Raw genomic sequence first — 24590 nt, 5'->3', positions numbered from 1 at the left:
CCCCTCTTCTGCTACATTATACTTTTTATTAACTATGAGTACTAGGATTCGGAATTGGATGCGCATCGACATCTACAAGTATTTTTTTATACTGCTCATATACTCTTTTCTTCAATTCAGTTGAACTAACCCCTGAACCATATGGAAAATAAAAAACCTTCACACCAAGATCTTTTAAATAATCATACTTAGGATACCAATCATCTCCTATAACAAATATATCAATATTAAGTTTTATTACTGTTTCCTTGTGATCTAACGTGTGCTGAGGGATCACCAAGTCCGGATTTTTTAAACCTGAAATTATCGCAATTCTTTCTTCAAATGGAATAATTGGCGGTTTTTTATAAGAAGATACAAGCTCATCAGTACTGACACCAACAATAAGTGTCTCGCCTAGACCTCGGCCATAATTAATCATTCGTAAATGATTATTGTGAAACATGTCAAATGTACCAGAAACATAAACAACAGTTTTCATAAAGCCGCCTGTATTATTCTCAATCAAATGAGAGGTAATCTTAATATTACCTCGTCTAGTAAAAAATTATAGTACCGAACTTCATTCTATAATAATTTCAACCCACCACCAGCTTTAAATCCTATCTATTTTTCTTCAGACTTATACTCATAATTATAATAGTCATAGCCATAATTATAATAATTAGATGCTTTTCTTACAACTGCGTTAAGAATTACACCCTTAATCTCAATACCATTCTGTTCAAACCGCCTAAAGCTAACCTCAACCTCTTTTGGACTATTTACTTCAAACCTAGCCACCATTAAAGAAGTCCCTGCTAGCTTACCAATAATAGCTGCATCCGTAACAGCTAGAATTGGTGGTGTATCTACCAGCACTAGATCATACTCTTCAGATACGAACTCCAATAGTTCAGAAAACCGCTCATGCATCAATAGTTCAGAGGGATTAGGCGGAATCTGCCCACGGGCGATAAAGTCAAGATTCTCATATTGAGTTTTTTGAATAGCTTCATTTGCCCCTAATTTACCAGCTAAAATTGTAGATAAACCACACTTAGTGCTCGAACCAACTAACTCATGAGCATAACCTTTACGCATATCACTATCGATGAATAAGACTCTTTGACCACTTTGTGCAATCACTGCAGCTAGGTTAGCACTAATGAAAGTTTTACCAATACCAGGACTCGCACCAGAAATCATCAATATATTGTTCTTAGACTCCATCATGGCAAAATGTAGGCTAGTACGCAGACTTCTTATCGCCTCAACAGCTAAGTCTGTAGGGTTACCAAATGCAAGTAGTAAATTTAAACTCGCATTTGATTTCTTATTCCTCTTCCCATTCGTAAAGGCTATATCTTGCTTACGTTGCCATTCCGATAGAGGTACACTGGCATAGACATTTATCCCTAACTCTTCTAACTGCTCAGGCGTTTCAATTCCATTATAGAGAAATGAGCGCACTAATACATACCCAACTGAAGATAGTCCACCAAGTATAAAGCTTAGCGCTATAATCATAAACTTTTGAGGTTTAATCGGGTTACTCTGCGTTACCGCATGATCAATAATACGCACATTCCCTACGGTACTAGCTTTGGATATACTAAGCTCTTGCTCCTTAGCCAAGAGTTGCATATATATTTCTTGCCCAGATTGAACATCACGGTTTAGCCTTAAAATCTCTTGCTGAGTTTTTGGCATACTACTGACCCGCTTGTTCAATTTATCTCGCTCGTCTACCAAGACTTTCTTTTTCTCTAAAAGAGCACGATATGACGGATGTTCCACAGTATACAACTTAGATATCTCTGCTTCTTTAAACGTCAGTTCATTCAGTTGTGCATCAACAGAAACAATAGAATCCAATACTGACTTGGCCTCTAAGGAAAGGTCAACAGAATCATTCTGTTGACGATACTTATTCAATAAATTTTCTGAAGTGTCGAGTGCACTACGTACTTTAGGTAACTGGTCCCTTAAAAAATCTAAGCTTCTGGCATCTTCTTCAGACTTTCTTTCAACATTCTGTGCAAGATAGTTATTTGTTATGCTATTCAATATTTTCTGATTTAATATTGGGTCACTACCGCTATAGCTGAGCCCTAGCACTCCAGTATTTTTACCTTTATCCTGAACATTAAATACATCCAAGATAGAATTGACAACCTCTAACTCTGGAACTTTAGTAACAGAGAAGGATGTATCGGGTTTAGCATTAACATCACTAACGAGTATTGAAAAGTCACCTTTCTTTAATACAACCCCAACAGTACCTTCTGCAAATAACTCTCCATCTCTATTAACACTAAAATGCTTATCATCTTTTACTACGATTTCTACAGTAGGGTCAATTTCCCATTCAGCTGGGAGCATTAATCTAGATACAGCAATCTCAGCTTTGTTTTTTTTGGTTAAGCGTGCAACTCCTTTGCCGAAAATAGGGAAATAGTTCTGCTCGACTATTGTATCTAAATTTAAATCACTAACCGTTTTACTCAAAATCATTCTAGATTTAAGCAATTCAATCTCTGGGGCAGATTCTGGCTGCCCGCTTGGTAACATCTGATTAATATTCTTTAATAACGAATTACCTGCATTCTGTTCCACCTGTACTAAAGCATCAGCACGGTAAACAGGTGTTGCCAATAAGCTATACAAGATCCCGAATGTCAAAAAGACTGAAGTGACAGCCATTATTAGCCAACGGTTGTCAAGAATCTCGCCGAATAGGCGCTTTAAATCAATCTCATCATTTTTTTCGTTTCTGCTGATGTTTATTCTGTTTTTCTCTGACATTATAAATCCCGGCTACTAGCGGCTCAAAGCATCTGCCCATTTTTGGGCAGATGCATCAAGAAGATTATATACAAACTCAAATGCCTCACGGCTTTGGCGATAAGGGTCGTTAATATCCCGTTTGGCCAGCCAATGACCAAACAGCATAATCTTGCCTCTGGCTTCTGGCACCAACTGGCAAACAGCTTCAATATGCCCTTTTTCCATCACCAAAATCAGGTCGTATTCCCGGCACATTTCGGCAGTAAGCTGCCGCCCCTGGTGCCCCACTAGTGAAACGCCATTTTGGCTGGCAATTTCGCTGGCGGTAGCATCGGCAGGTTTACCCACCAATGCACCTAACCCGGCAGAATCAATCCGTTTACTGGGCAACCGGGCTTTTAACAGCCGCTCCCCAGTTGGGGAGCGGCAGATATTGCCAACGCATACCACAAGAATCGAATTAAACATATTAGTTAGGCCATGTCCTTATCCAACGCACAGACTCAGTCATATTATTAATGCCTGTAATTGTTGGCACTAATTGGCTGACAACGCGGTTCCAGCGGACTATTGGTGCTGTGGTGACATAAACAATATCATAAGGCTGAAGCTGGAATTCGGTACCCATCACTAACGCACTGGCATCTGCTGCGTTCAACTGGTAGATGTTCGCCAGCTTTTTGCCTTCGCTACCGCGTAATGAGCGGATCACAAACACCCCAGTCGCATCTGCCATTGCCTGGTCCATACCTTCTGCATTACCCAACGCCTCCGTCAGGGTCATACCGCTGCGGTCCATCTTCAACGTGGTTTGCTTTTTAACTTCGCCCATCACAAACACTTTCAAGTCATCATTACGGGGGATGTAAAGAATATCGCCGGGGTAAAGCAGGTGGTTTTCGGTCAGGTCGCCTTTTTGCAGCAAGGCTTGAAGGGAGATTCGTTTCTCTTTGCCATCGTGAGTTAACACCACGTTGCGCCAATCTGCATTTTCGGTCAGGCCACCAGCGGCATTAATCGCATCCATCACGGTTAGCGGCACGTTAGTAATAGGCTGCTGGCCAGATTTCGCCACCTCGCCCGTCACATACGTCTTTTGCGAACGGAAAGCCGCAATGCTCACATCCACCTGCGGGCTTTCAATATATTGCGCCAAACGGCTGGCGATCTCGGTACGGATTTCGGCGATCGTCTTGTCTGCGACTTTTAGCTTACCAATGTAAGGGTAGAAAATGGTACCGTCTGAATTAACCCAGTTACCGGTGTCGCTAGCACTACGGTATTGCCCGGCTGGCGTTGTTAGCTCTGGGTGATCCCAAACTGTCACCATCAAAACATCGCCAACCCCAATACGATATTCGTAATTTTTAAGTTCAGTTTCTAAATCTTTGTTCGGCTGGGCCACAACCGCTTTCGGCCGCATTGTCTCGATCAACTGCGGCGTCATCGAGTAGACATTGACCAGCTTGTCGATATTAAAATCTGCATCGGATTGCTTTACAACAGTCTTGCCTGATGTCGAAAGATGTGACCCTGGCACTATGGTACATCCACTGATAAAACTTGCAGATATCAGTACTGATATCAGTTTAAACGTAACTTTTGTCATCCAATTATTCACTATTATAAGGAAAGCAATCCAATCTAACGTTCGAGTTCTATAAACGGAAGGCTGCTCAAAAAGAGCAAAGCACCTGACAAGTGGCTAATCACTTGTTTGAAGGCGAATTTCCGATCTCACTCATCCCTTGCTTGCGGCCTGCCTTTCGGATCCAGGTCAAAATTTTCCAAACCCGGATAATAGACCAAAAATAAGCTGCAAAAACAACCAAAAATCCCACCAGCATCAGCAATTCAGGCACCCCGGCATTATCACCAATAATGCCAATTGCCGCCAACAACGCTGAAAAACCAACAATCGCCAACAGCGTTTGGCGTGGGCCTAACCCGGCTCTTATCAGGATGTGGTGAAGATGCTCACGGTCAGGTTTAAATGGACTATCCCCTCTGCGGATCCGGCGTACCATGATTGTTGCCATATCCATTAATGGTACCGCAATGACCCACAGTGCCGATACCGGTCGCATCACAGCTTTATCACCTTGGGTAGCTAACACCAACAGCCAAATAACGGTGAAGCCGATCAGTGTACTACCCGCATCCCCCATAAATACTTTGAATCTTTTCCCCATTGGGATACCAAGATTCAACATAATGTACGGCAAAGATGCCACTAATAGGCACACGCACCATTTAGCGAGTTCTGAGTTGCCACCGAGTTGGAACATTACGGCTAAGGCAGCAAACGTAACGCATGATAATGCCCCCAGCAGGCCATCAATGCCATCAACCATATTGAAAGCATTGATGGCGGCCCATACCGCAAGCAAAGTCACCGAATAACCAAACACTCCCAATACCAACTCGATATCAGCAGAAACATGCCCGAGGCTTGTCAAAACCAACCCAGACCACATCATGGCACCAGCTACTAAAGCCTGAACCCCAACCCTTGGCAGCACGGGTAAATCAAACCGGTCATCCAACACACCAACAACCAGTAAAATTGTTGCACAAATCATATAAAGCTTAAATTGAGGTATCCAGTCTGGGTGCAATATATAAAGTACCCATAATGCTAAATAAATGGAGACGCCCCCAACTAACGGGATATGGCCATCATGCTTTTTACGAGCGCTAGGTTTATCCACTAAGCCAATATAAAACGCGACCTTTCTTGCCCCCAGCAACATCAGAAGCGCACCGAAGAAAACCACCATTGATTCTTGCATTTTCTCACCATAATCAAACAGTTATAACTCCCAATCCAGATGATACAGACACGCTATCGCTCTTAGCTACAATGTACTGCTAGCGAAAATTTCTTGAGCGTAAATGCCTGGCAGCCTCATGCTTTTTTATGGAAATCAAAAAGATATAAATATCTAATCCGTCATAGCATCACGAATACAAAGTCTATTCATCACCGGACAAAATCCGAACTAATTTCAAACTGTGACGATAAGATTCTTATACTATTAACTTATTGAAACAAGCCTTAGATAAGCCGTATAACCCTTTTCAGAATAAGACCACTATTGGCGTGTCGGCACACAGTTTCTTACGTAGAAAATAATTTTTAATTATTTGATTTTAATAAAAGTAATTGAAATTTTGCAGATTGCGAAGATAAGGCCAAATAGCGATTTCGATTTTATAAAACCTCTGCAGCAAACGCATTAATGCTAGGGGGGAAAATTGTTGCTGATTATATATAGGCTTGCAGACAACACGCATCTCGTTGCAAGCCCAATTGTGGCTAATGCCCCTCCCCCCAACCCTCTCCCGCTGGGAGAGGGGGCGCTCATTTATACTTGATGGTACTACTTGATGATGTATTTCTTTGCTTAAGTGAACAGCAATCAGCTATGAATTCTTACAACTCCAACTTCTCTGCCCACTCGCGGAATGCCTTACCTTGCGTCGGGTGACGCAAGCCATAGGTCACAAACGCTCGCAGGTAATCCAGCTTCTCACCACAGTTAAATGACTCCCCGACCAGCTTCATGGCTTCTACCGGTTTTTGCTTCAGCAGCTCTGCAATCGCATCGCTTAACTGAATACGCCCCCAGGCTCCAGGCTTGGTTTGTTCCAGAATCGGCCAGATATCGGCAGAAAGCACATAGCGGCCAACGGCAGAATAATTAGATTTCAGTTGAATTTCACGGCTCGGCTTTTCAATGATCGACGTCATAAACGAACTTTCACCTGGCTGCAAGGTGTTAACTTCACATTCAACCACTGAGTAGTTATACAGCACATTTTCATCTACGGCTTGCACCAACACCTGGCTCAAACCGGTTTCTTTAAAGCGGGCGATCATATGCGCCAGGTTGTCTTTTTCCAGATCGGCTTTCGCATCATCCAACAAAACATCCGGCAGCAGCACCACAAAAGGTGAATCACCTACCAAAGGCTTGGCGCAAAGCACCGCATGCCCTAACCCTTTAGGTTGACCCTGGCGAATGTGCATCAAGGTTACGCCCGGCGGGGTAATGGATTTCACTTCTTCCAGCAGTTGGCGCTTCACGCGCGCTTCCAGCATGGCCTCAAGTTCGTAAGAGGTATCAAAATGATTTTCGATCGCATTCTTGGAAGAATGCGTCACCAGAATAATTTCTTTAATGCCTGCGGCAACGCACTCATTCACGATGTATTGGATCACCGGCTTGTCGACAATCGGCAACATCTCTTTTGGAATCGCCTTGGTTGCTGGCAGCATGCGCATACCCAAACCAGCAACAGGAATGACGGCTTTCAACATCTTAGTCATGATAATCCTCTTTGAGTCTTCTGATCATGCCAGCAGTTTTAGCTGTCACTTGCTGTTTAGCGTCTGTTTCAACCACTGGGTGAAACCTTCACCTTCAGACGGATGGCGCAGGCCATATTGCACAAAAGCCTTCATATAGCCCAGTTTGTCACCGCAGTCGTGCGATTTGCCGGTCATATGGAAAGCCTCAACGGTTTCCTGTTCCATCAGCATGGCAATTGCATCGGTCAACTGGATCTCATCACCCGCACCCGGCGGGGTTTTTTCCAGCAGTGGCCAGATATCGGCCGAAAGCACATAGCGGCCTACCACAGCAAGATTTGAAGGGGCATCTTCCCGCGCGGGTTTTTCTACCACTGCGGTCATCGGGGTGCTTTCACCAGCGGCTAACGTTGCGCCACCGCAGTCTACAACCCCGTATTTAGACACATCCTGCTCAGGCACAGGTTCAACCATAATCTGGCTGAAACCGGTTTGCGCAAAACGTTGAATCATTTTGGCCAGGTTTTCTTTACGCAAATCGGCAGTGGCATCATCCAGCAGCACATCCGGCAGCAGCACCACAAAAGGTTCATCACCCACCATCGGTTTAGCACACAACACTGCGTGACCGAGGCCTTTAGCTTGCCCCTGGCGCACCTGCATAACCGTAACGTCCGGCGGGCAGATCCCTTGTACATCGGCAAGCAGTTGGCGCTTTACACGTGCCTCAAGCACAGCTTCCAGTTCAAAAGAGGTATCAAAGTGGTTTTCAATCGCGTTTTTAGATGAATGCGTGACCAATACAATGTCTTTAATTCCTGCCGCCACACATTCGCTAACGATGTACTGAATCAGTGGTTTATCAACCACCGGCAGCATTTCTTTCGGGATAGCCTTGGTCGCAGGCAACATACGAGTACCCAGACCCGCTACGGGAATCACGGCCTTTAATCTTTTTTGCATAATTTCTTTCCACCAAAAAATAACAAGAAGTATATCAAAACCAGAAAGAGCAGCGATGTTAGCGACTTATTGATTTTTATTTTAAATCATTATGTTATAAAAAATCATAGCCCTATTATGCTAATTTTTGACACGCTACCGCCCTTGGCTTTCAGCTACCAATGCACTGTAGACAATGTTTGAATCAAAAAAGCGTGACTCTCGCCACACATTTATGGTGAGCCCAGGGTTTTGCACTAAATGTGATGAGGAACAGGTCGCAGTAAAACGAACAGGCAGCGTCTTGCTGACCAGGTAAACGGCACTTATCACCATCCATATGAGCGCTAAGATTCTTATACTATTGACCCATTGAAACAAGCCTTAGATAAACATGTATAAGCCTTTTCAGAATAAGACTACTATTGTGGTTTTAACGTGCACATTATTGCATTTTGCAACAGAAATAATTCATTGATTTAAATGGATATTATTTGACTACTGGGATTCAGCCTAGAAAGCTGACCGATTTTTTTGCATCACCTGTCAGCCAGTCAAAAAGCCATTGTAATGCTTAATTACTCACCTTTTCTATTGCCTTACTTCCTATATGTTGATTTAAAGTTGAATTCCCCTTTCTCAGCGTCCATCATTCCCAGTGCGGCATGAGCCGTCGAACATAAAGGTGAAATTGGGCGTATGGAATGGATCGCAGATCCAACAATTTGGGCCGGCTTGGCCACCCTGGTTGTACTGGAAATTGTACTGGGGATAGATAACCTCATATTTATCGCCATTCTGGCGGAAAAATTACCTAAAAAACAAAGAGATAAAGCTCGCATTGTTGGCCTTTTGCTGGCACTGCTGATGCGTTTGGCTCTGCTTGCCTCAATCTCATGGCTGGCAACCCTCACCAAGCCCCTGTTTACCGCCGCGGGTCACCCGTTCAGTGGCCGGGATCTGATCATGCTGATCGGCGGTATCTTCCTGCTGTTTAAAGCCACGATGGAGCTGAACGAACGGTTGGAAGGCAAAGACGAAGAGCAGCACGGGCAGCGTAAAGGGGCACGTTTCTGGCCGGTTGTGGCGCAGATTGTCGTGCTTGATGCGGTATTCTCGCTGGACTCGGTGATCACGGCTGTCGGGATGGTCGATCACCTCGCGGTAATGATGATCGCCGTCTGCATCGCTATTGGCCTGATGCTGCTTGCCAGCAAGCCGCTTACGCGCTTTGTTAATGCGCACCCCACCATCGTTATTCTGTGCCTCAGCTTCTTGCTGATGATCGGTTTCAGCCTGGTTGCGGAAGGGTTCGGCTATCATATCCCGAAAGGCTATCTCTACGCTGCGATTGGCTTCTCAGTAATGATCGAAGCGTTGAACCAACTGGCGCAATTCAACCGGCGTCGCTTTCTGTCCAAGGTTCGCCCCCTGCGTGAACGTACCGCTGAAGCGGTATTACGTATGTTGAGCGGCAAACATGAAGAGGCAGAAGTAGACAGCCACTCTGCCAGCCTGCTGGCCGATAGCACCAGTGAAAGCGGTGAGATTTTCAACCAGCAGGAACGCCACATGATCGAGCGCGTGCTGGGCATGGCGCAGCGTACGGTCAGCAGTATCATGACCTCACGGCATGATGTGGAATATCTGGCGCTTAACGATCCGCAAGAAAAGCTGACGCTGTTGCTGGAGAAGAACCAGCATACGCGCATTGTGGTAACCGAAGACAACGCCAGCGATGAACCCTTGGGGGTGATCCACACCATCGATGTGTTGAAACAACAGTTGCAGCAGGATTCACTGGATCTGCGGGCGTTGGTGCGCCAACCGCTGATCTTCCCTGAGCAATTGACGCTACTCTCCGCACTGGAGCAATTCCGCCAGGCAAAAACGCATTTTGCCTTTGTCGTCGATGAGTTTGGTTCGATCGAAGGTGTCGTCACCTTGACCGACGTTATGGAAACCATCGCCGGTAACCTGCCAGAGGCGGATGAGGAGATCGACGCTCGCCACGACATCCAACAAACTGCCGATGGCTGCTGGCTCGCCAATGGCCACATGCCGCTGGAAGACCTGGCGCTGTACGTGCCGCTGCCGATAGAAGAAAAGCGTGAATACCATACGCTGGCCGGTTTATTGATGGAGCACTGCCAGCGCATTCCGCAAGAGGGCGAACAACTGCATATTGGTGACTATCTGTTTGAACCGCTGGAGATCAGCAGCCACCGCATCATGAAAGTAAAAATCACCCCATTGATCGCGCCGGAAGAAAACTACGAAGTTTGAATCCTACCGGGCATCCCACTGGATGCCCGGTATTGCCAATCAGCGCAATGGAACCAGCAGTTCAGTCGCTACTACCACCACAATCAGCCCTACGATCACTGGCACAGAAGTGCGCTTTACTACTTCGAACGGCGATATTTTTGCCATCCCAGCCACCGCCACAACCACCCCGGAAACCGGCGACAGCGTTCGGCCAAGGTTTGATGCCTGCAACATCGGGATCACCAGATAAGCCGGGTTAATGCCCATCTGGGCGGCCAGTTTCGGGATCAGTTCGACAAACGCATAGAACGGGGCATTACCGGAGCCAGTGGTCATTGCCGCCAGCATGGTAATCACCACCAGAACCAGCATCATAATAATGCCACCGGTGCCAAACGACTGCGCCAGGCCGATCAAGCCACTGATAAACCCAACGGTGCTCAGCCCCTGCGCAAAGACCCCCGCAGCAACCAGCAGCATCACCACGCTGGCAAACGCATCCGCCATACCACGGTAAGCCACTTCCAGGCTAGTAAATACGGTTTTGGCATTGAAGCTGCGGATAAACTCAATTACTGCCGTCAGGAACATGCAGATCACCAGAATGGTAATGATATGCAGTTCTGGGCCCCATTTACCGTCAAATACCAGCACACCCAAGATCGGCGTAAACGGCAAAATGGCGTAAAAAGCCGGCGCATGAGTGGTGATTTCACTCACATCGACAATATGATGCTGTTCGTTGTTTTTCTTATCGAGATAACGCTGCCAGAAGAAATGAGCGATTGCCATGCAGACAATAGCGGCAATCGAAATAGGCAGCGTAGTTTTAAAGGCAAAATCAACCAGCGGCATTTCAGCAGCCTTGGCCGCCAGCACCACATCACCGGAGGTTGGTGACAGGATAATCGCCGCCGGGGAGGCACAGATAGCCGCCGCCGCACCGCGGCTAATCCCCACATTCACCATCAGCGGGAACAGCGTTGCCATCAGCAACACGCCCAAGCCGGTGGCAGAAGACACTGCCAACGACATCAGGCAGGCAACGAAATAGGCGGCGATCATCAGTAAATAAGGGGAGTTGATCATCTGCAACGGGCGCGAGGCCAGTTTCACGACCACATCGTTGGCACCAATGTGCGTCATGTAAGCGGCAAAACCGCATAGCATCATGATCATCATGCCAAGATCGCCACCGCGGCTCATCAGCAGGATTTTCACATATTCGACAATATCGGTCGCACGCCAGCCGGTTGAGGTTGCGCTGGCGGGCAACACGTTTTTGCCCATCAACACGCTGATCGTCAACAGCATCAGCCCGCCGACCATCAAGACCCCAGTGGCCGAATAACCTTTGATAATGTAACGACCAACACCTACCGCTACCACCACGCCAATCAGAAGTTCTATCATAATTCCTCTACTTGATTATTTTGTTTCAGCTCAACACGCAATGGCCGAAGAATACCGCCACACTCTGCAGAAAATCGGCACAGGATATTATGACATTCATCAAAGTTGCGAGAGGAAACTATCAGGAAATAATGAAACTTCAGGCGGAATTGTGGTGGTCTTGATAAGCGAAATAGCGTGTAGAATCCCCTCACCCAAAGACGAGGGGGCTAAAAAATAGTAGTCAGAACGCTCAATGAGCACTGGTGACAAATCCCTTGAGGAAGACAACTTGAACCTTCTCACTCAAGCAAAACGCATTGGGCATCAGTCAGAGCAAAGTTACAGTTTATCCAGCAGTTTCTTCAGATCCTGCCCTTCACGCGAACTCTTATTCTTCTCTGCCCACTGATTCAAGGCATCTTTGGCACGATCCTGCAACGCATTACGCAGAATCTGATCGACCTGTAGCTGATAATTAAGCTCTTCCCATGGCCCATAAACCCGCAGTGGGATCGGCGTTTTCCTCAGTTGTGCAATCAAGGCATTGTCACCCTGCCAGCCACCGGTCACCAGCACGTTCAGCGTCATATCAGACTGTTTACCCGGCATGTCCAGCGTGCCGCCGCCGGTCAGGCTGAACAGTTCAGAGTCTGCCGCTAGATCGCTGAGGCTGATAGTTCCGTTACGCAGGCTGCCTTTGGCACTCACCTGCTTCACCTCGGTATAGCGCTGATAGCTATCCTGCCCGCGCACGCTGCTGTCATTGCGTGCCACAGCCTGCTGAATCAGTTGCTGAATGTTCAATCCGTGCAACTGGACGTTTTGCATGGCCATTTCAGCCGTACCCTGCCAGCGATGCTCAAAAGAAGAGGCAGTCAAGCGATCGCCCGTCAAATCGCCCTGCATACTGAAAGTTCCGGTTAGCACCAACGGCATACCGAACGCTTTAAGCACGTCCCGCAGTTCAACCTTGCGCAAGACGGGTTGCAGCTTGATGATCGGTTTGCTGCCACGAGCATCCAGCGAACCCGGTAAGGCAAAATCCCCGCCAGCCACGTTGCCAGACAAGGCTTTTACCGCCAGTAATCCCTGTTGATTATCAGCTCGCGCCACCAGTTGGCTGATGCTCAACCCACGGTAGATCACCTGTTCAGCTTTCAGATTCAACTGGGCGTTAAAATCACGCAGCACCTGCAAATTCTGTTGTGGATCGTCTACCTGATTGGCAATAACGGGTGCAGACGTCATCGCCGCCGTCTGTTGTGCTTCATCAGAGGTTTTTTTCTGCCAGCCAGAAAGCGCATCAAAGTTAAGATGGCTTGAACTGAGATTCAGGGTATAGCTAGGGATCGATCCTAACTGCGCGCTGGCATCACCGGCCAGTTGGCTGTCATTGGCGCTGAACATCAGTTGGCTGAAAGCGATCTGCTGTGGCGACTGTTGATACACCGCCTGTACGCTACCTTCACCCTTGATGCCTGTGGCAGGAATATCTGCGCCTTCAAGCTGATAGCTGAACTGCGTGACTTTGGCGCCAATCTGGCGAGGATATTGCTGTAGATCGAGATCGGCGGCCATCATAAACGTCAGGTCGCGCTGATCGCGGTTCACCCGGCTGGAAAGTTCCATCTGCGCCTGGCGCAAACCGTTTTGTTGCAGGGTCAAATTGATATCGCGAACGTTAATCTGTTCGTTATTGGCACGCTGCCAAATCAGCAGGCTATCCACCACGCGCAGATTATCGATATCAAATTTCCACGTGGATTCGGTGGTATCATCTGCCTGGTTACCGCCAGGAGCGATCGGTGCATCCGGCTGCGTTTGTTCTTCGCTATCGGGGGTCAAGCGGATGACGGCATTTTTCAGCATCACCTGTTTGACATACAGTTGGTGGGAAATCAGCGGCAACAGTTTAACGTCAAGCCGCATATTATCGGCGCTGACCACCGGCGCTTTGGCCCCCGGCGCGGTCAACGTCATGCGCCCGGCCAGAATGCTGAGCTGCGGCCAGACATGCCAGCGCAGGTCACCTTCCAGCGTCAGGTGATAACCGCTGCGCTGCTCAACTTTCTTGACCATATAGGCACGGAAATCATTCGGATTGACCAGCAGCACCAACGCGGTCATACCTGCCACCAGCACTACCAGCAAAATCACCACAGCTGTCAGTAATCTTCTCATGCCATCCTCATTATCAGCGCAACACCGGCAAACGCCCAGCGCGATCAGTCCTTATCGATGCGGCTGGCAACTGCCCCTTGCTGATCTTTGTATTTCGCATCCTGACGGCTGTTGTAAGGGCGTGCAGCTGGCCCGGTAAGCAGTTCAAAACTCAGGGCACCGATCAACATGCCAGGACGTAACGCCAACGGCAGCTTACCTGAATTATAGAACTCCAGCACAATTCGGCCGCGCCAGCCTGGATCGATACGGTGTGCAGTGACGTGCACCATCAAACCCAAGCGCGCCAGAGAAGAACGGCCATCAAGCCAACCCACCAGATCGTTTGGCAGCGTCACCGACTCCAGCGTTACCGCCAGCGCCAGTTCACCGGGGTGCAGGAAGAAAGCCTCCCCTTCCGGTAACACAATTTCATCGCTCATCACGCGATCAAGCGCTGCGCCCACTTCATCTTTGGGCCCACTCAGATCGATAAATGCGGCGGTGTGGCCACGGAACACGCGGAATTGATTGCCCAAGCGGACATCCACTGTGGCCCCGTTAATACGCTCAATCGGTGGACGAGGCGAAATGACCAGTTTTTCGCTATCCAGCCAGGCTTCTATATCGCGGTCGCACAGTCTCATTTAGTTCTCTCCATTCCATCAAAGCGCATAAATTCATACAAAAATTGCCACATAACAGACCGAAGGTCTATGTCAGAGCGCAAACTAGCTCGCCAAAGGCTGGAAAAACACGCGTTTTCAGCCCTTAAAGGATGTTATTCAAAGAATTGGCTGATTTTGGCTTTCAGAATATCAATCGCAATGCGGTTTTTGCCACCACGCGGAACAATGATATCGGCATACTGTTTGGAAGGTTCAATAAATTGCAGGAACATTGGGCGCACGGTTTTCTGGTACTGTGCCATCACGGAGTCCATCGAACGGCCACGCTCATTCACGTCGCGCTTCATGCGGCGCATCAGGCAAATATCCAACGGCGTGTCGACAAAGATCGAGAAATTCATCGCCTGACGCAGGCGGATATCCGTCAGCAACAAAATACCTTCCAGAATAATGACTTTCTTCGGCTTCAGCAGGACCGTCTCTTTTTTGCGCGTATGCTCGGTGTAGCTGTACAGCGGTAATTCAATGGCCTGACCGGCCTTCAACATTTGCAAATGCTGAAACAGCAGATCGTGATCCATGGAGCTCGGGTGGTCGTAGTTGGTTTTGACCCGTTCTTCCATGGTCAAATGGGCCTGGTCTTTATAGTAACTGTCTTCCGGGATCACACCGATATGTTCATCACCCACCTGGTCGCGGAGTTCACGATACAGAGTGCTGGCGATGAGGCTTTTTCCGGAGGCAGATGCGCCAGCGATACCAATAATGACGCACTGATGCGGCTTGTCAGTCATAAAATTGAAGACCTGATTTATAGTGAGGAAAGAGGGAACTGGAACGGGCTGATTATAGGGAGTTACCCCATATGACGCCAGTGTTTATCCCCAGAGAGAGTGAACGGCGTTTTCAGAACATTTACGCTACTGCCAACCCGGTTCTCAGCGTACAATCGTTCTACTATTATCCTGCTCACCTTCAACGAGTCTTCAAGCCTGTGAAACAACGCTATTTATCTTCCGCCGTGGAGTGCCGCCGCAGATGAACTGGCATTTCCTGACCTTCTTCGGTGACAGCATGCTGTTGCTGCCCTGCGCAGCCATTATCTTTATTATTTTGATGTTCTCACCCGCCAGCAGAAAACCCACTTGGGAATGGACACTGCTGTTCGGCGGCGTCGGAGCCGTGGTGTGCGTATCAAAATTGGCGTTTATGGGCTGGGGCATCGGCAGCCGCGAGTTTGATTTCACCGGATTCAGCGGCCACTCGGCGCTGTCTGCCAGCATCTGGCCTGTGATGTTGTGGTTACTCAGCGGGCGTTTTTCACCAATAGTGCGGCGCGTGGCGGTGATTGTGGGGTATGTGCTAGCGATCGCGGTAGGTTATTCGCGCCTGGCGATTCATGTCCATTCCACCTCTGAAGTGATCACCGGCCTGCTATTAGGCCTGATCGTCAGCAGCACCTTCCTGCTGCTTCAGCGCGGCACTCCGCCGCCTCGGCTTTCTTACCGCAAGATCGCCGCCACGCTGGTTCTGCCACTGCTCCTGATCAACACCGGCACCGCCGCCCCAACTCAGGGGTTACTGGAGCGGATTGCCGTGACCATCGCCCCCGTACACAAACCTTTTGTGCGCGCAGATCTGCACAGCAAAACCACCTCACCTGCGGCCACAAAGCACCATTAAAAAACCCGGCATGATGCCTAATGCCGGTCAGTTAAGCGCAAAGCTGCATAATTATGCAGCAGGTGCTAAAGGTGTGGCCTCCCTCTCCCTGTGGGCTGTCTCTTATACACAACTCCCCGACATACTCGTCGGGGGTTTTTGAACTTTTTTCCTATCTGTTGATCTGTCTTGATATTCTCCCTTCCTTCGGTTTTTAGTATGGTGCTTTCTGATTGTGATTCATGGGCTCAAGACACTTTCGGTCTTGCTCAACTCGGCGACAAACGCAGGACTCATCGCCTGGTGAAACTCACTGCTTCACTGGCTCAACACACAGGACTTTCTATTGTGAAATCATCACATTCCCCTGCCGAAGTCGAAGGCGCATACCGCCTCATGCGTAACCCCAATGTCTCGCCGGAAGCCGTCGCTGATGCGGGTTTCATCGCAACGGCAAGCGCCGCCAAAGAGCACCCACTTCTCCTTGCATTAGAGGACACGACTTCCATCAACTTCAGTCATCCCACGGCTTTTGACGAACTCGGCAATACAACGACCAGCCCTAAAATACGGGGGCTACTGGCGCATTCTGTCTTGCTTTACTCACCCAAAACGGCACAAGTGGTGGGCCTTATCGACCAGCAGCGCTGGAGTCGTGACATCGCTGAATACGGTAAGAAACACCAGCGAAAACAACACGCTTACGAAGAAAAAGAAAGTTACAAATGGCAGCAGGCGTCTGAACTCATGGCGCAGCGGCTCGGCGATACGCAACAGCAAGTTATCTCGGTCTGTGACCGGGAAGCCGATATCTGGCATTACCTCGACTATAAAATCAGCCAGGGCCAGCGCTTCGTCGTCCGGGCGGCACAAAATCGCCGGCTTGAAGACAGCAGTGATAAACTCTTCGAGTTGCCTGCCACACTCACACAAACAGGCAGCCATTGGCTGAATGTCGTTCAAAAAGGAGGGCGCGCAGCCCGTCAGGCACAGATGTTCGTCAGTTACTGTCCTGTTGAAATAAAACATCCAAACCAGCCCGGAGCCTCCGTACCGTTGACGTATATCTGCTGCCGTGAAGAAGAGCCGGAAGGGGCCTGCTGGCATCTGTTAACCTCAGAAAAAGTGGGCTCGGCAGCAGAAGCGCGCGTCATCATCAGCTACTACGAACGTCGCTGGTTAATAGAGGAATATCACAAAGCGTGGAAAAGTGGTGGGACGCAGGTTGAGGCGTCTCGCATGCAAAGCCGGGCCAATCTGGAACGTATGGTGGTCATTCTTGCCTTTATTGCGGTTCGGGTGTTGGCGTTGCGTCAGGGCGGGCTGAGCGAAGAGACGTTGAATGCGTCCTGTGAACGCGTCTTAAGCCCAATAGAATGGAAACTGCTGTGGGTAAAACAGGAAGGAAAAGCGTTACCGAAGCAAGCGCCGACGCTGAAATGGGCGTATCTGAATCTGGCAAAACTGGGGCACTGGTATGACAGCAAACGAACGGGCCGTGCGGGCTGGGTAGTGATGTGGGAAGGCTGGTTCAAGCTTCAGGATATCGTTGAAGGGTATAATCTCGCGAAGTCTCTTGATCAGGAGATCTGATCAAGAGACAGCCCTGTGGGAGAGGGCCGGGGTGAGGGGCTTTAGTTCAGTGATCTTCCCCTCACCCTAACCCTCTCCCTGTGGGAGAGGGAACTGGTTAGCCTTAACTGACAAGCATTACGGCATGATGCCGGGTTGTCATAACTAATACGGTCTTATACCGCGCGGAAGAAAATCTCGGTCGGGATCGCTTCACCCTGCCAGTACATCTGCGCCGCAACGCGCCCCGCCAGTTGGCGATACATCTCGGCAAACTCGCTATCAGGGCGGCTGATGACCGTTGGCTGGCCGCGATCCAAATCTTCACGCAGTGAGATATGCAACGGCATCTGCCCTAACAGGCGGCTGTTGTATTTCTTCACCAGCTTCTCTGCACCACCGGTGCCGAAAATAGGTTCATGATGACCGCAGTTGCTGCAAATATGCATACTCATGTTCTCGACGATGCCCAATACCGGCACATGCACTTTCTCAAACATCACAATGCCCTTTGCGGCATCCAGTAATGCGATATCCTGCGGCGTGGTCACCACCAACGCGCCGGTAACCGGGATATTCTGCGACAGCGTCAGTTGAATATCACCGGTGCCCGGTGGCATATCCAGCACCAGATAATCCAGATCCGGCCAAATCGTATCCTGCAACAGTTGCAGCAGCGCTTTGCTGGCCATCGGGCCGCGCCATACCATGGCGTTGTCGTCAGTCACCAGATAGCCGATCGAGTTAGTAGCCAAGCCGTGTGCCATGATCGGTGCCATGTGCTGGCCGTCTGGCGACGTTGGCCGTTCATGTTCGGTACCCAGCATATTCGGGATCGACGGGCCATAAATGTCCGCATCGAGGATCCCCACTTTGGCCCCTTCGGCCACCAAAGCCAGCGCCAGGTTGACGGCGGTGCTGGATTTCCCCACCCCGCCCTTGCCGGAACTGACGGCAATAATGTTACGCACGCCCTTCACACCGGCCTGATCGTTGGCCCGTTTCAGGGTAACGATGTCCTGTTTCAGCTTCCAATCGATGGCTTGTGCGCCCGTTACGCGCAGCAATTCATCACTAACCGTCGCTTTCAGCGTTTCAAAACCGCTGTGCCAGGCGAATGGCATAATCAGTTCGATATGCAGAACCTTGTCCAGCATGGCACAGTGGTGGATCGCTTTCAGGGCAGTCAGGTTATTTTTTAACGTCGGGTGTTCAAAGGCGGCCAATACACCGGTCACCAGGGCACGCAGAACTTCAGGGTTGGTCTGCTCGGGGGATTTTGCGTTCATCCCGGCTCCTTGATTTTTTAAATGAATAGCATCCTCACAAGCATATCAGAACTGTGAGGTAACTCGCGCGTATAACCCGAAAGAAACCGCTCTGGCAGCAAAGAGCGCGATCGGTTAACATCAAAGCCCCTTTTTATTCATTACAGAAAGCAAGTTCTCACTATGGCTCAAGTCGCGAAAAAATTATTGGTGACGTGCGCGCTACCGTACGCAAATGGTTCCATCCATCTCGGCCACATGCTCGAGCACATCCAGGCAGATATCTGGGTTCGTTACCAACGAATGCGCGGCCACGAGGTTCATTTCATCTGTGCGGACGACGCACACGGCACGCCGATCATGCTGAAAGCACAGCAGATGGGCATTCAGCCAGAAGAAATGATCGCGGAAATGAGCCACGAGCACCAACAGGATTTCGCCGGTTTTGGCATCAGCTATGACAACTATCATTCAACCCATAGCGAAGAAAACCGTGAGCTGGCAAGCCTGATCTACGGCCGTCTGAAAGAGAACGGCTTTATCAAGAAACGCACTATTTCTCAGCTTTACGATCCTGAGAAAGGCATGTTTTTGCCCGATCGTTTTGTGAAAGGCACCTGTCCGAAGTGTAAAGCCCCGGACCAGTATGGCGATAACTGCGAAGTGTGCGGCGCAACCTACAGCCCGACCGAGCTTATCGAACCGAAATCCGTCGTCTCTGGCGCGACGCCGGTGATGCGCGACTCCGAACATTTCTTCTTTGATCTGCCTGCGTTCAGCGACATGCTGCAAGCCTGGACCCGTTCCGGCGCGTTGCAGGAACAGGTCGCGAACAAGATGCAGGAATGGTTCGAATCCGGCCTGCAACAGTGGGATATTTCCCGCGATGCGCCGTATTTCGGCTTTGAAATCCCGGATGCTGCCGGTAAATATTTCTACGTTTGGCTGGATGCGCCGATCGGCTATATGGGCTCGTTCAAAAACCTGTGTGACAAACGAGGCGATCTGGATTTTGATGAGTTCTGGCGCAAAGACTCCACCGCCGAGCTGTATCATTTTATCGGTAAAGACATCGTCTACTTCCACAGCCTGTTCTGGCCAGCGATGCTGGAAGGCAGCAACTTCCGCAAGCCAACCAACCTGTTTGTGCACGGTTATGTGACGGTGAACGGCGCAAAAATGTCTAAATCGCGCGGTACGTTCATTAAGGCGGGCACCTACCTGCAACACTTGGATGCCGACTGCCTGCGTTACTACTATGCCGCCAAGCTGTCCTCGCGCATCGACGATATCGACCTGAATCTGGAAGATTTCGTACAGCGTGTGAACGCCGATATCGTCAACAAAGTGGTCAATCTGGCTTCGCGTAACGCCGGTTTTATCAACAAGCGCTTTGGCGGGCAACTGGCCGACCAACTGGCCGATCCGGCCCTGTTCCAGACCTTCGTTGACGCCGCAGCCAGCATTGAAGAAGCCTATGCCAGCCGCGAAACCAGCCGCGCAATCCGCGAAATCATGGCATTGGCCGACTTGGCTAACCGCTATGTGGACGAGCAGGCTCCATGGGTGGTAGCGAAACAGGAAGGGCGTGACGCCGATCTGCAAGCGATCTGTTCGATGGGCATCAATCTGTTCCGCATCCTGATGACCTACCTGAAGCCGGTATTACCTGCGCTAACCGAACGTACCGAAGCCTTCCTTAACTGTGAACTGAGCTGGGATACCCTTGCACAGCCGTTGCTGGGCCATCAGGTGAACACCTTCAAAGCGCTGTTCAACCGTATCGATCTCGACAAAGTGAATGAAATGGTTAACGCCTCGAAGGAAGACATGGCCGCCGCAAAAGTGGTGACCGGTCCGCTGGCGGATGATCCGATCCAGGAAACCATCACTTTTGATGACTTCGCTAAGGTAGACATGCGGATAGCGCTGATCAAAAGCGCCGAGTTTGTGGAAGGTTCCGACAAGCTGCTGAAGTTGCAGTTAGATCTGGGCGGCGAATCCCGCCAGATTTTCTCCGGCATCCGCTCTGCTTATCCAGAACCGAAGCTGCTGGAAGGCCGCCTGACCATTATGGTGGCCAATCTGGCCCCACGCAAAATGCGTTTCGGCATCTCCGAAGGCATGGTGATGGCCGCTGGCCCTGGCGGGAAAGAGATCTTCCTGCTGAGCCCGGATAGCGGTGCGCAGCCGGGTATGCAAGTGAAGTAAAGCATCCGTGCAAGTCCCCTCACCCTAGCCCTCTCCCCCAGGGAGAGGGGACTGTTCAGCGCACATCTCAGCAATTTTATCTCACCTAACTTCCTTTGCCCTCCCTTCGGGAACTATTCCGTGAATTACTCAGTCGCCATCTCACCTAACGTCCTTTGCCCCCTCTCCCTCGGGGAGAGGGTCGGGGTGAGGGGCTGCTCTGCAAATGCTGTAAAATAATCTGCGCGACCCCCTCCCAGTTTTGAAAAATTTCATTGTTCCAAAAGCGAATCACCGTAAATCCCTGCTGCTCAAGAAAACGGGTCCGCTGCCGATCGTAAACAACCTGCTCCGCATGCTGGCCACCATCCAATTCAATAATCAACTTAGCTTGCCAGCAAAGAAAATCAGCAAAATAGGGCCCGACAGGGAATTGCCGGCGAAATTTAAACCCTGTGAAACGGCGATCGCGCAGTTGCAGCCACAACGCTTTTTCTGCCTCTGTCATGCAGGATCTTAAACGACGGGCCGTGCTCAAAGCGGTTACTTTCTTCATCAACACCTCCGCAACGAAGCCTATCGCCACAATTTCGGCTTAGCCATCCGTTCAAACGCACATTGCGTTCCTGATTCCAAAAAGTCGTCAGCCCTTTATTACTCGTTGGGAGGTTTATGACGGGCTACAGCCGTAGCCTCTTTTTTTAAACAATTTTTCAGATCCCCCCTTTCCAGTGCCGCAAAATCAGTTAATGTATCAACCTGGGTTAAATAACTGTATGCATTAACAGGGTAGGTTATGAAGGGATTCCCTCCGCTGATCAACACGTTGCTGGTAAGCTCGTTGGTATTGACTATCGGTCGCGGCGTGACGCTACCTTTTATCACCATCTATCTTACCGAGCACTTCCACCTGCTACCGAAAAGCGTAGGGATTATTCTCGGCATCAGCCTGGCAATCGGTATCATCAGCAGTTTTTATGGCGGCTATCTGGTCGATCGTTTTAATAAAAATTTCCTGATCCTGCTTGCCATCCTTTTATTTTCCCTGAGCTTCTTTGCTATTCCCTGGATCCCGCGCCCGGGGGGAGTCATCGCCGTCTTGGCCATCCTGCATACGGCCTATGCGGTACTTGGCATCGCCATCAAAGCCTGCTTTGCCCATTGGCTGCCAGTGGCTAAACGCATCAAAGCCTTCTCGATGAATTACACGCTGGTTAACGTCGGTTGGGCGGTCGGTTCATCACTGGGTGTTATGGTTGCCGGTTACAGTCCGCTGCTGCCGTTCTACCTCTCCGGAGTGCTGGCGTTACTGACGGTGACGGTGCTGAGTTTCCGCTTGCGCTATCAGCCTTCTTCTCCGATGGCGGAAACTTATGCTGCCCCGCTTGCCGTGCCCAACTTTCGCCAGACGGTGGGTATTCTGCGCCACGATCGGCGGCTGATCTATTTCACCATCGGCAGCGCGCTGGGTGCGGTAGTGTTCGGCCAGTTCACCGGCTATTTGTCGCAATATCTGATCACCGTATCCAACGCCGAATTTGCCTATAAAGTCATCGGCGTGGTGATGATCGTCAACGCCAGTATTGTGATCGCACTGCAATATCTGTTCAGCCGAGGTATGCGTCAGGACAACATGCTGCGCTGGTTGGCGCTGGGTACCCTGTTCTTCGTTCTGGGGCTGATCGGCTTTATGCTGGCAGGGCAATCAATAGGGTTATGGGCTGCGGCGATGGCCGTTTTCACCCTTGGGGAGATCATCGTGATCCCGGTCGAATATATGTTTATCGACTTCATCGCCCCAGCACACCTGAAAGGCAGCTATTACGGGGTGCAAAGCCTCAGCAATCTGGGCGGCGCGATCAATCCGGTCATGTGCGGCTTTCTGCTGAGCTACGCGCCGCCGCCGGTGATGTTCCTGGTGTTGATTGCTGCGGCACTGTTCAGCCTGCTGTTCTTTTTTCTGGGCCACCGCTTGGCAGAACGCCAGCGGCCACTTTCCACCCTCAGCAACGTGGAATAAGTGCAATGCCTACACTTAAACAGATCGGGATCCTGCCGAAGTGGCATACTATCCGCAAAGGTCATTCATGATGCGTTTTGTGGCGTAGCTCACAGTTTAATTGTATGATGAATACGTCAAGCTAAACGGGAAGGGGTTATGGGCAACGTATTCATGCTGTGCTGGAAATATGTTCGGGCAATCGTGCTGATTTATCTCAGTCTGTTTGCTGGCAACGCCATTGCGTCGCTGTTGCCTATCGCCATTCCCGGCAGCATCATCGGTATGCTGATCCTGTTTGCCCTGCTCTCCTCACAAATCCTGCCCGCCAAATGGGTCAAACCGGGTTGCCAACTGCTTATCCGCTACATGGTGCTGCTGTTTGTGCCGATCGGCATCGGCGTGATGCAGTATTATGACCAGATTATCGACGATCTCGGCCCGCTGGTGGTGTCCTGCCTGCTCAGCACCCTGCTGGTGTTTGTGGTGGTCGGCTATACCTCGCACTATTTCCACCGCGAACGCACTCTTCTCAGCAAGAACCAGAACGCGGGGGAAGATAAATGAGCCATGATATCTGGTGGTCTCTACCGCTGACGCTGATAGTGTTCTTCGGCGCACGCAAGTTGTCACAATGGCTTAAAATGCCGCTGCTTAACCCGCTACTGGTTTCCATGGCGGTGATCATCCCCCTGCTGTTGCTGACCAAGACGCCTTACGAGCACTATTTCCAGGGCAGTAAAATCCTTAACGATCTTCTGCAACCCGCGGTTGTCGCGCTCGCCTTTCCGCTTTATGAACAGCTCCACCAGATCCGCGCCCGCTGGAAATCCATCATTATCGTGTGCTTTATCGGCAGTATGACCGCAATGATCAGCGGTGGTGCTATCGCCCTGTTGATGGGGGCAAAGCCGGATATCGCAGCATCCATCATGCCTAAATCAGTGACGACGCCGATCGCCATGGCAGTGGCTGAGTCGCTTGGCGGCATCCCCGCCATTAGTGCGGTCTGCGTGATTCTGGTGGGTATTTTGGGGGCGGTTTTCGGCCATTCACTGCTCAATTTGCTGAAAATCACCACCAAATCCTCACGCGGTTTGGCGATGGGTACTGCATCACACGCGCTGGGAACCGCGCGCAGCGCAGAAATCGATTATCAGGAAGGCGCATTCAGCTCATTAGCGCTGGTGATTTGCGGGATTATTACTTCACTGGCTGCCCCATTCTTGTTCCCAATACTGCTGCATTTGTTCGGGTAATCATGCAAAACTTGCGAGACATCTCTTAAACTCGGTTTTAATTACATTTATTTCATTAAAAAAAAGACATCAATCACACTCGATTGTGAGAAGGTTACCTAGAATGTGTCAATGACTGGGGTAAGCGCCCGCAGCCAACAGAACTGCAACCTCACGTAATAA

General features: G+C 49.8%; 20 protein-coding genes. 7 read left to right on the top strand and 13 right to left on the bottom strand.

The annotated features are described in order from the left end of the window. Positions 1–28: 28 nt before the first annotated feature. The 7 genes from ACX9GT_RS08750 to galU (ACX9GT_RS08720) form a co-directional block, all read right to left on the bottom strand. On the bottom strand, positions 29–481 hold the full coding sequence (locus tag ACX9GT_RS08750; protein WP_473190715.1) for an FAD synthase family protein: 453 nt from the start codon (positions 479–481) through the stop codon (positions 29–31). A 125-nt stretch (positions 482–606) separates the two neighbouring features. Continuing rightward, positions 607–2787, bottom strand: coding sequence for a tyrosine-protein kinase Wzc (gene wzc / locus ACX9GT_RS08745; protein WP_473190714.1), 2181 nt, complete (start codon positions 2785–2787; stop codon positions 607–609). 15 nt (positions 2788–2802) lie between these two features. Next, positions 2803–3237, bottom strand: coding sequence for an arsenate reductase/protein-tyrosine-phosphatase family protein (locus ACX9GT_RS08740; RefSeq protein WP_473190713.1), 435 nt, complete (start codon positions 3235–3237; stop codon positions 2803–2805). A gap of 1 nt (position 3238) precedes the next feature. Then, positions 3239–4378: a polysaccharide export protein gene (locus tag ACX9GT_RS08735; RefSeq protein ID WP_473190712.1), complete on the bottom strand. Its 1140-nt coding sequence runs from the start codon at positions 4376–4378 to the stop codon at positions 3239–3241. 100 nt (positions 4379–4478) lie between these two features. Then, positions 4479–5561 carry a UDP-N-acetylglucosamine--undecaprenyl-phosphate N-acetylglucosaminephosphotransferase gene (gene wecA / locus ACX9GT_RS08730; RefSeq protein WP_473190711.1) on the bottom strand — a complete coding sequence of 361 codons (1083 nt, stop codon included), beginning with the start codon at positions 5559–5561 and terminating at the stop codon, positions 4479–4481. 644 nt (positions 5562–6205) lie between these two features. Continuing rightward, positions 6206–7102, bottom strand: coding sequence for a UTP--glucose-1-phosphate uridylyltransferase GalU (galU, locus tag ACX9GT_RS08725; RefSeq protein WP_473190710.1), 897 nt, complete (start codon positions 7100–7102; stop codon positions 6206–6208). 45 nt (positions 7103–7147) lie between these two features. Further along, the gene (galU, locus tag ACX9GT_RS08720) at positions 7148–8047 is read right to left on the bottom strand and encodes a UTP--glucose-1-phosphate uridylyltransferase GalU (protein WP_473190709.1); all 900 of its coding nucleotides are present in this window, start codon (positions 8045–8047) and stop codon (positions 7148–7150) included. 678 nt (positions 8048–8725) lie between these two features. Between galU (ACX9GT_RS08720) and ACX9GT_RS08715 the strand changes: the two genes are divergently transcribed. Beyond that, on the top strand, positions 8726–10312 hold the full coding sequence (locus ACX9GT_RS08715) for a TerC family protein (RefSeq protein WP_473190708.1): 1587 nt from the start codon (positions 8726–8728) through the stop codon (positions 10310–10312). A 39-nt stretch (positions 10313–10351) separates the two neighbouring features. On the opposite strand, the gene dcuC is transcribed toward ACX9GT_RS08715, so the two are convergent. The 4 genes from dcuC to udk all read right to left on the bottom strand — a co-directional run bounded on the left by dcuC (position 10352) and on the right by udk (position 15272). Further along, positions 10352–11707 (bottom strand): anaerobic C4-dicarboxylate transporter DcuC, encoded by a 1356-nt coding sequence (dcuC, locus tag ACX9GT_RS08710; RefSeq protein ID WP_473190707.1) that lies wholly within the window; start codon positions 11705–11707, stop codon positions 10352–10354. A gap of 321 nt (positions 11708–12028) precedes the next feature. Beyond that, positions 12029–13870, bottom strand: a complete 1842-nt coding sequence (gene asmA / locus ACX9GT_RS08705) for an outer membrane assembly protein AsmA (protein ID WP_473190706.1) — start codon at positions 13868–13870, stop codon at positions 12029–12031. 44 nt (positions 13871–13914) lie between these two features. Continuing rightward, positions 13915–14496 (bottom strand): dCTP deaminase, encoded by a 582-nt coding sequence (gene dcd, locus ACX9GT_RS08700; RefSeq protein WP_459399172.1) that lies wholly within the window; start codon positions 14494–14496, stop codon positions 13915–13917. A gap of 134 nt (positions 14497–14630) precedes the next feature. After that, on the bottom strand, positions 14631–15272 hold the full coding sequence (gene udk / locus ACX9GT_RS08695) for a uridine kinase (RefSeq protein ID WP_473190705.1): 642 nt from the start codon (positions 15270–15272) through the stop codon (positions 14631–14633). A 244-nt stretch (positions 15273–15516) separates the two neighbouring features. Here udk and ACX9GT_RS08690 point away from each other — a divergent pair, with 244 nt between their 5' ends. Together ACX9GT_RS08690 and ACX9GT_RS08685 are read left to right on the top strand one after the other, a co-directional pair. Continuing rightward, complete coding sequence (locus ACX9GT_RS08690) at positions 15517–16161, top strand: phosphatase PAP2 family protein (protein WP_473190704.1); 645 nt, start codon at positions 15517–15519, stop codon at positions 16159–16161. A gap of 198 nt (positions 16162–16359) precedes the next feature. Beyond that, the gene (locus ACX9GT_RS08685; RefSeq protein ID WP_473189182.1) at positions 16360–17733 is read left to right on the top strand and encodes an IS4 family transposase; all 1374 of its coding nucleotides are present in this window, start codon (positions 16360–16362) and stop codon (positions 17731–17733) included. 155 nt (positions 17734–17888) lie between these two features. Here the strand turns inward: ACX9GT_RS08685 and apbC are convergent, their stop codons facing one another. Beyond that, entirely contained in the window at positions 17889–19001 is a 1113-nt protein-coding gene (apbC, locus tag ACX9GT_RS08680) for an iron-sulfur cluster carrier protein ApbC (RefSeq protein ID WP_473190703.1), read from the bottom strand. A 162-nt stretch (positions 19002–19163) separates the two neighbouring features. On the opposite strand from apbC, the gene metG reads away from it, so the two are divergent. Further along, entirely contained in the window at positions 19164–21191 is a 2028-nt protein-coding gene (gene metG, locus ACX9GT_RS08675; RefSeq protein WP_473190702.1) for a methionine--tRNA ligase, read from the top strand. A 145-nt stretch (positions 21192–21336) separates the two neighbouring features. Here metG and ACX9GT_RS08670 read toward each other — a convergent pair whose 3' ends face one another. Beyond that, positions 21337–21726: an endonuclease domain-containing protein gene (locus ACX9GT_RS08670; protein WP_473190701.1), complete on the bottom strand. Its 390-nt coding sequence runs from the start codon at positions 21724–21726 to the stop codon at positions 21337–21339. A 240-nt stretch (positions 21727–21966) separates the two neighbouring features. Here ACX9GT_RS08670 and ACX9GT_RS08665 point away from each other — a divergent pair, with 240 nt between their 5' ends. The 3 genes from ACX9GT_RS08665 (at position 21967) to ACX9GT_RS08655 (ending at position 24428) form a co-directional block, all read left to right on the top strand. Further along, on the top strand, positions 21967–23190 hold the full coding sequence (locus ACX9GT_RS08665) for an MFS transporter (RefSeq protein ID WP_473190700.1): 1224 nt from the start codon (positions 21967–21969) through the stop codon (positions 23188–23190). A gap of 138 nt (positions 23191–23328) precedes the next feature. Beyond that, a complete protein-coding gene (locus tag ACX9GT_RS08660; RefSeq protein ID WP_473190699.1) occupies positions 23329–23736 on the top strand; it encodes a CidA/LrgA family protein in 408 nt (135 codons plus the stop codon). Further along, entirely contained in the window at positions 23733–24428 is a 696-nt protein-coding gene (locus ACX9GT_RS08655) for a CidB/LrgB family autolysis modulator (RefSeq protein ID WP_473190698.1), read from the top strand. The genes ACX9GT_RS08660 and ACX9GT_RS08655 overlap by 4 nt, the downstream gene beginning before the upstream one ends. Positions 24429–24590 lie beyond the last annotated feature (162 nt).

The organism is Serratia sp. YWN4 (genome assembly GCF_055790845.1).
Note: the sequence above shows the minus strand (reverse complement) of the source record. Positions and strands in the feature narration are given on the sequence as shown.

What these genes read in the sequence shown, in the direction of transcription:
- ACX9GT_RS08750 (WP_473190715.1), bottom strand. Translation starts at nt 481, where the DNA reads ATGAAAACTGTTGTTTATGTTTCTGGTACATTTGACATGTTTCACAAT.
- wzc (WP_473190714.1), bottom strand. Translation starts at nt 2,787, where the DNA reads ATGTCAGAGAAAAACAGAATAAACATCAGCAGAAACGAAAAAAATGAT.
- ACX9GT_RS08740 (WP_473190713.1), bottom strand. Translation starts at nt 3,237, where the DNA reads ATGTTTAATTCGATTCTTGTGGTATGCGTTGGCAATATCTGCCGCTCC.
- ACX9GT_RS08735 (WP_473190712.1), bottom strand. Translation starts at nt 4,378, where the DNA reads ATGACAAAAGTTACGTTTAAACTGATATCAGTACTGATATCTGCAAGT.
- wecA (WP_473190711.1), bottom strand. Translation starts at nt 5,561, where the DNA reads ATGCAAGAATCAATGGTGGTTTTCTTCGGTGCGCTTCTGATGTTGCTG.
- galU (WP_473190710.1), bottom strand. Translation starts at nt 7,102, where the DNA reads ATGACTAAGATGTTGAAAGCCGTCATTCCTGTTGCTGGTTTGGGTATG.
- galU (WP_473190709.1), bottom strand. Translation starts at nt 8,047, where the DNA reads ATGCAAAAAAGATTAAAGGCCGTGATTCCCGTAGCGGGTCTGGGTACT.
- ACX9GT_RS08715 (WP_473190708.1), top strand. Translation starts at nt 8,726, where the DNA reads ATGGAATGGATCGCAGATCCAACAATTTGGGCCGGCTTGGCCACCCTG.
- dcuC (WP_473190707.1), bottom strand. Translation starts at nt 11,707, where the DNA reads ATGATAGAACTTCTGATTGGCGTGGTGGTAGCGGTAGGTGTTGGTCGT.
- asmA (WP_473190706.1), bottom strand. Translation starts at nt 13,870, where the DNA reads ATGAGAAGATTACTGACAGCTGTGGTGATTTTGCTGGTAGTGCTGGTG.
- dcd (WP_459399172.1), bottom strand. Translation starts at nt 14,496, where the DNA reads ATGAGACTGTGCGACCGCGATATAGAAGCCTGGCTGGATAGCGAAAAA.
- udk (WP_473190705.1), bottom strand. Translation starts at nt 15,272, where the DNA reads ATGACTGACAAGCCGCATCAGTGCGTCATTATTGGTATCGCTGGCGCA.
- ACX9GT_RS08690 (WP_473190704.1), top strand. Translation starts at nt 15,517, where the DNA reads ATGAACTGGCATTTCCTGACCTTCTTCGGTGACAGCATGCTGTTGCTG.
- ACX9GT_RS08685 (WP_473189182.1), top strand. Translation starts at nt 16,360, where the DNA reads ATGGTGCTTTCTGATTGTGATTCATGGGCTCAAGACACTTTCGGTCTT.
- apbC (WP_473190703.1), bottom strand. Translation starts at nt 19,001, where the DNA reads ATGAACGCAAAATCCCCCGAGCAGACCAACCCTGAAGTTCTGCGTGCC.
- metG (WP_473190702.1), top strand. Translation starts at nt 19,164, where the DNA reads ATGGCTCAAGTCGCGAAAAAATTATTGGTGACGTGCGCGCTACCGTAC.
- ACX9GT_RS08670 (WP_473190701.1), bottom strand. Translation starts at nt 21,726, where the DNA reads ATGAAGAAAGTAACCGCTTTGAGCACGGCCCGTCGTTTAAGATCCTGC.
- ACX9GT_RS08665 (WP_473190700.1), top strand. Translation starts at nt 21,967, where the DNA reads ATGAAGGGATTCCCTCCGCTGATCAACACGTTGCTGGTAAGCTCGTTG.
- ACX9GT_RS08660 (WP_473190699.1), top strand. Translation starts at nt 23,329, where the DNA reads ATGGGCAACGTATTCATGCTGTGCTGGAAATATGTTCGGGCAATCGTG.
- ACX9GT_RS08655 (WP_473190698.1), top strand. Translation starts at nt 23,733, where the DNA reads ATGAGCCATGATATCTGGTGGTCTCTACCGCTGACGCTGATAGTGTTC.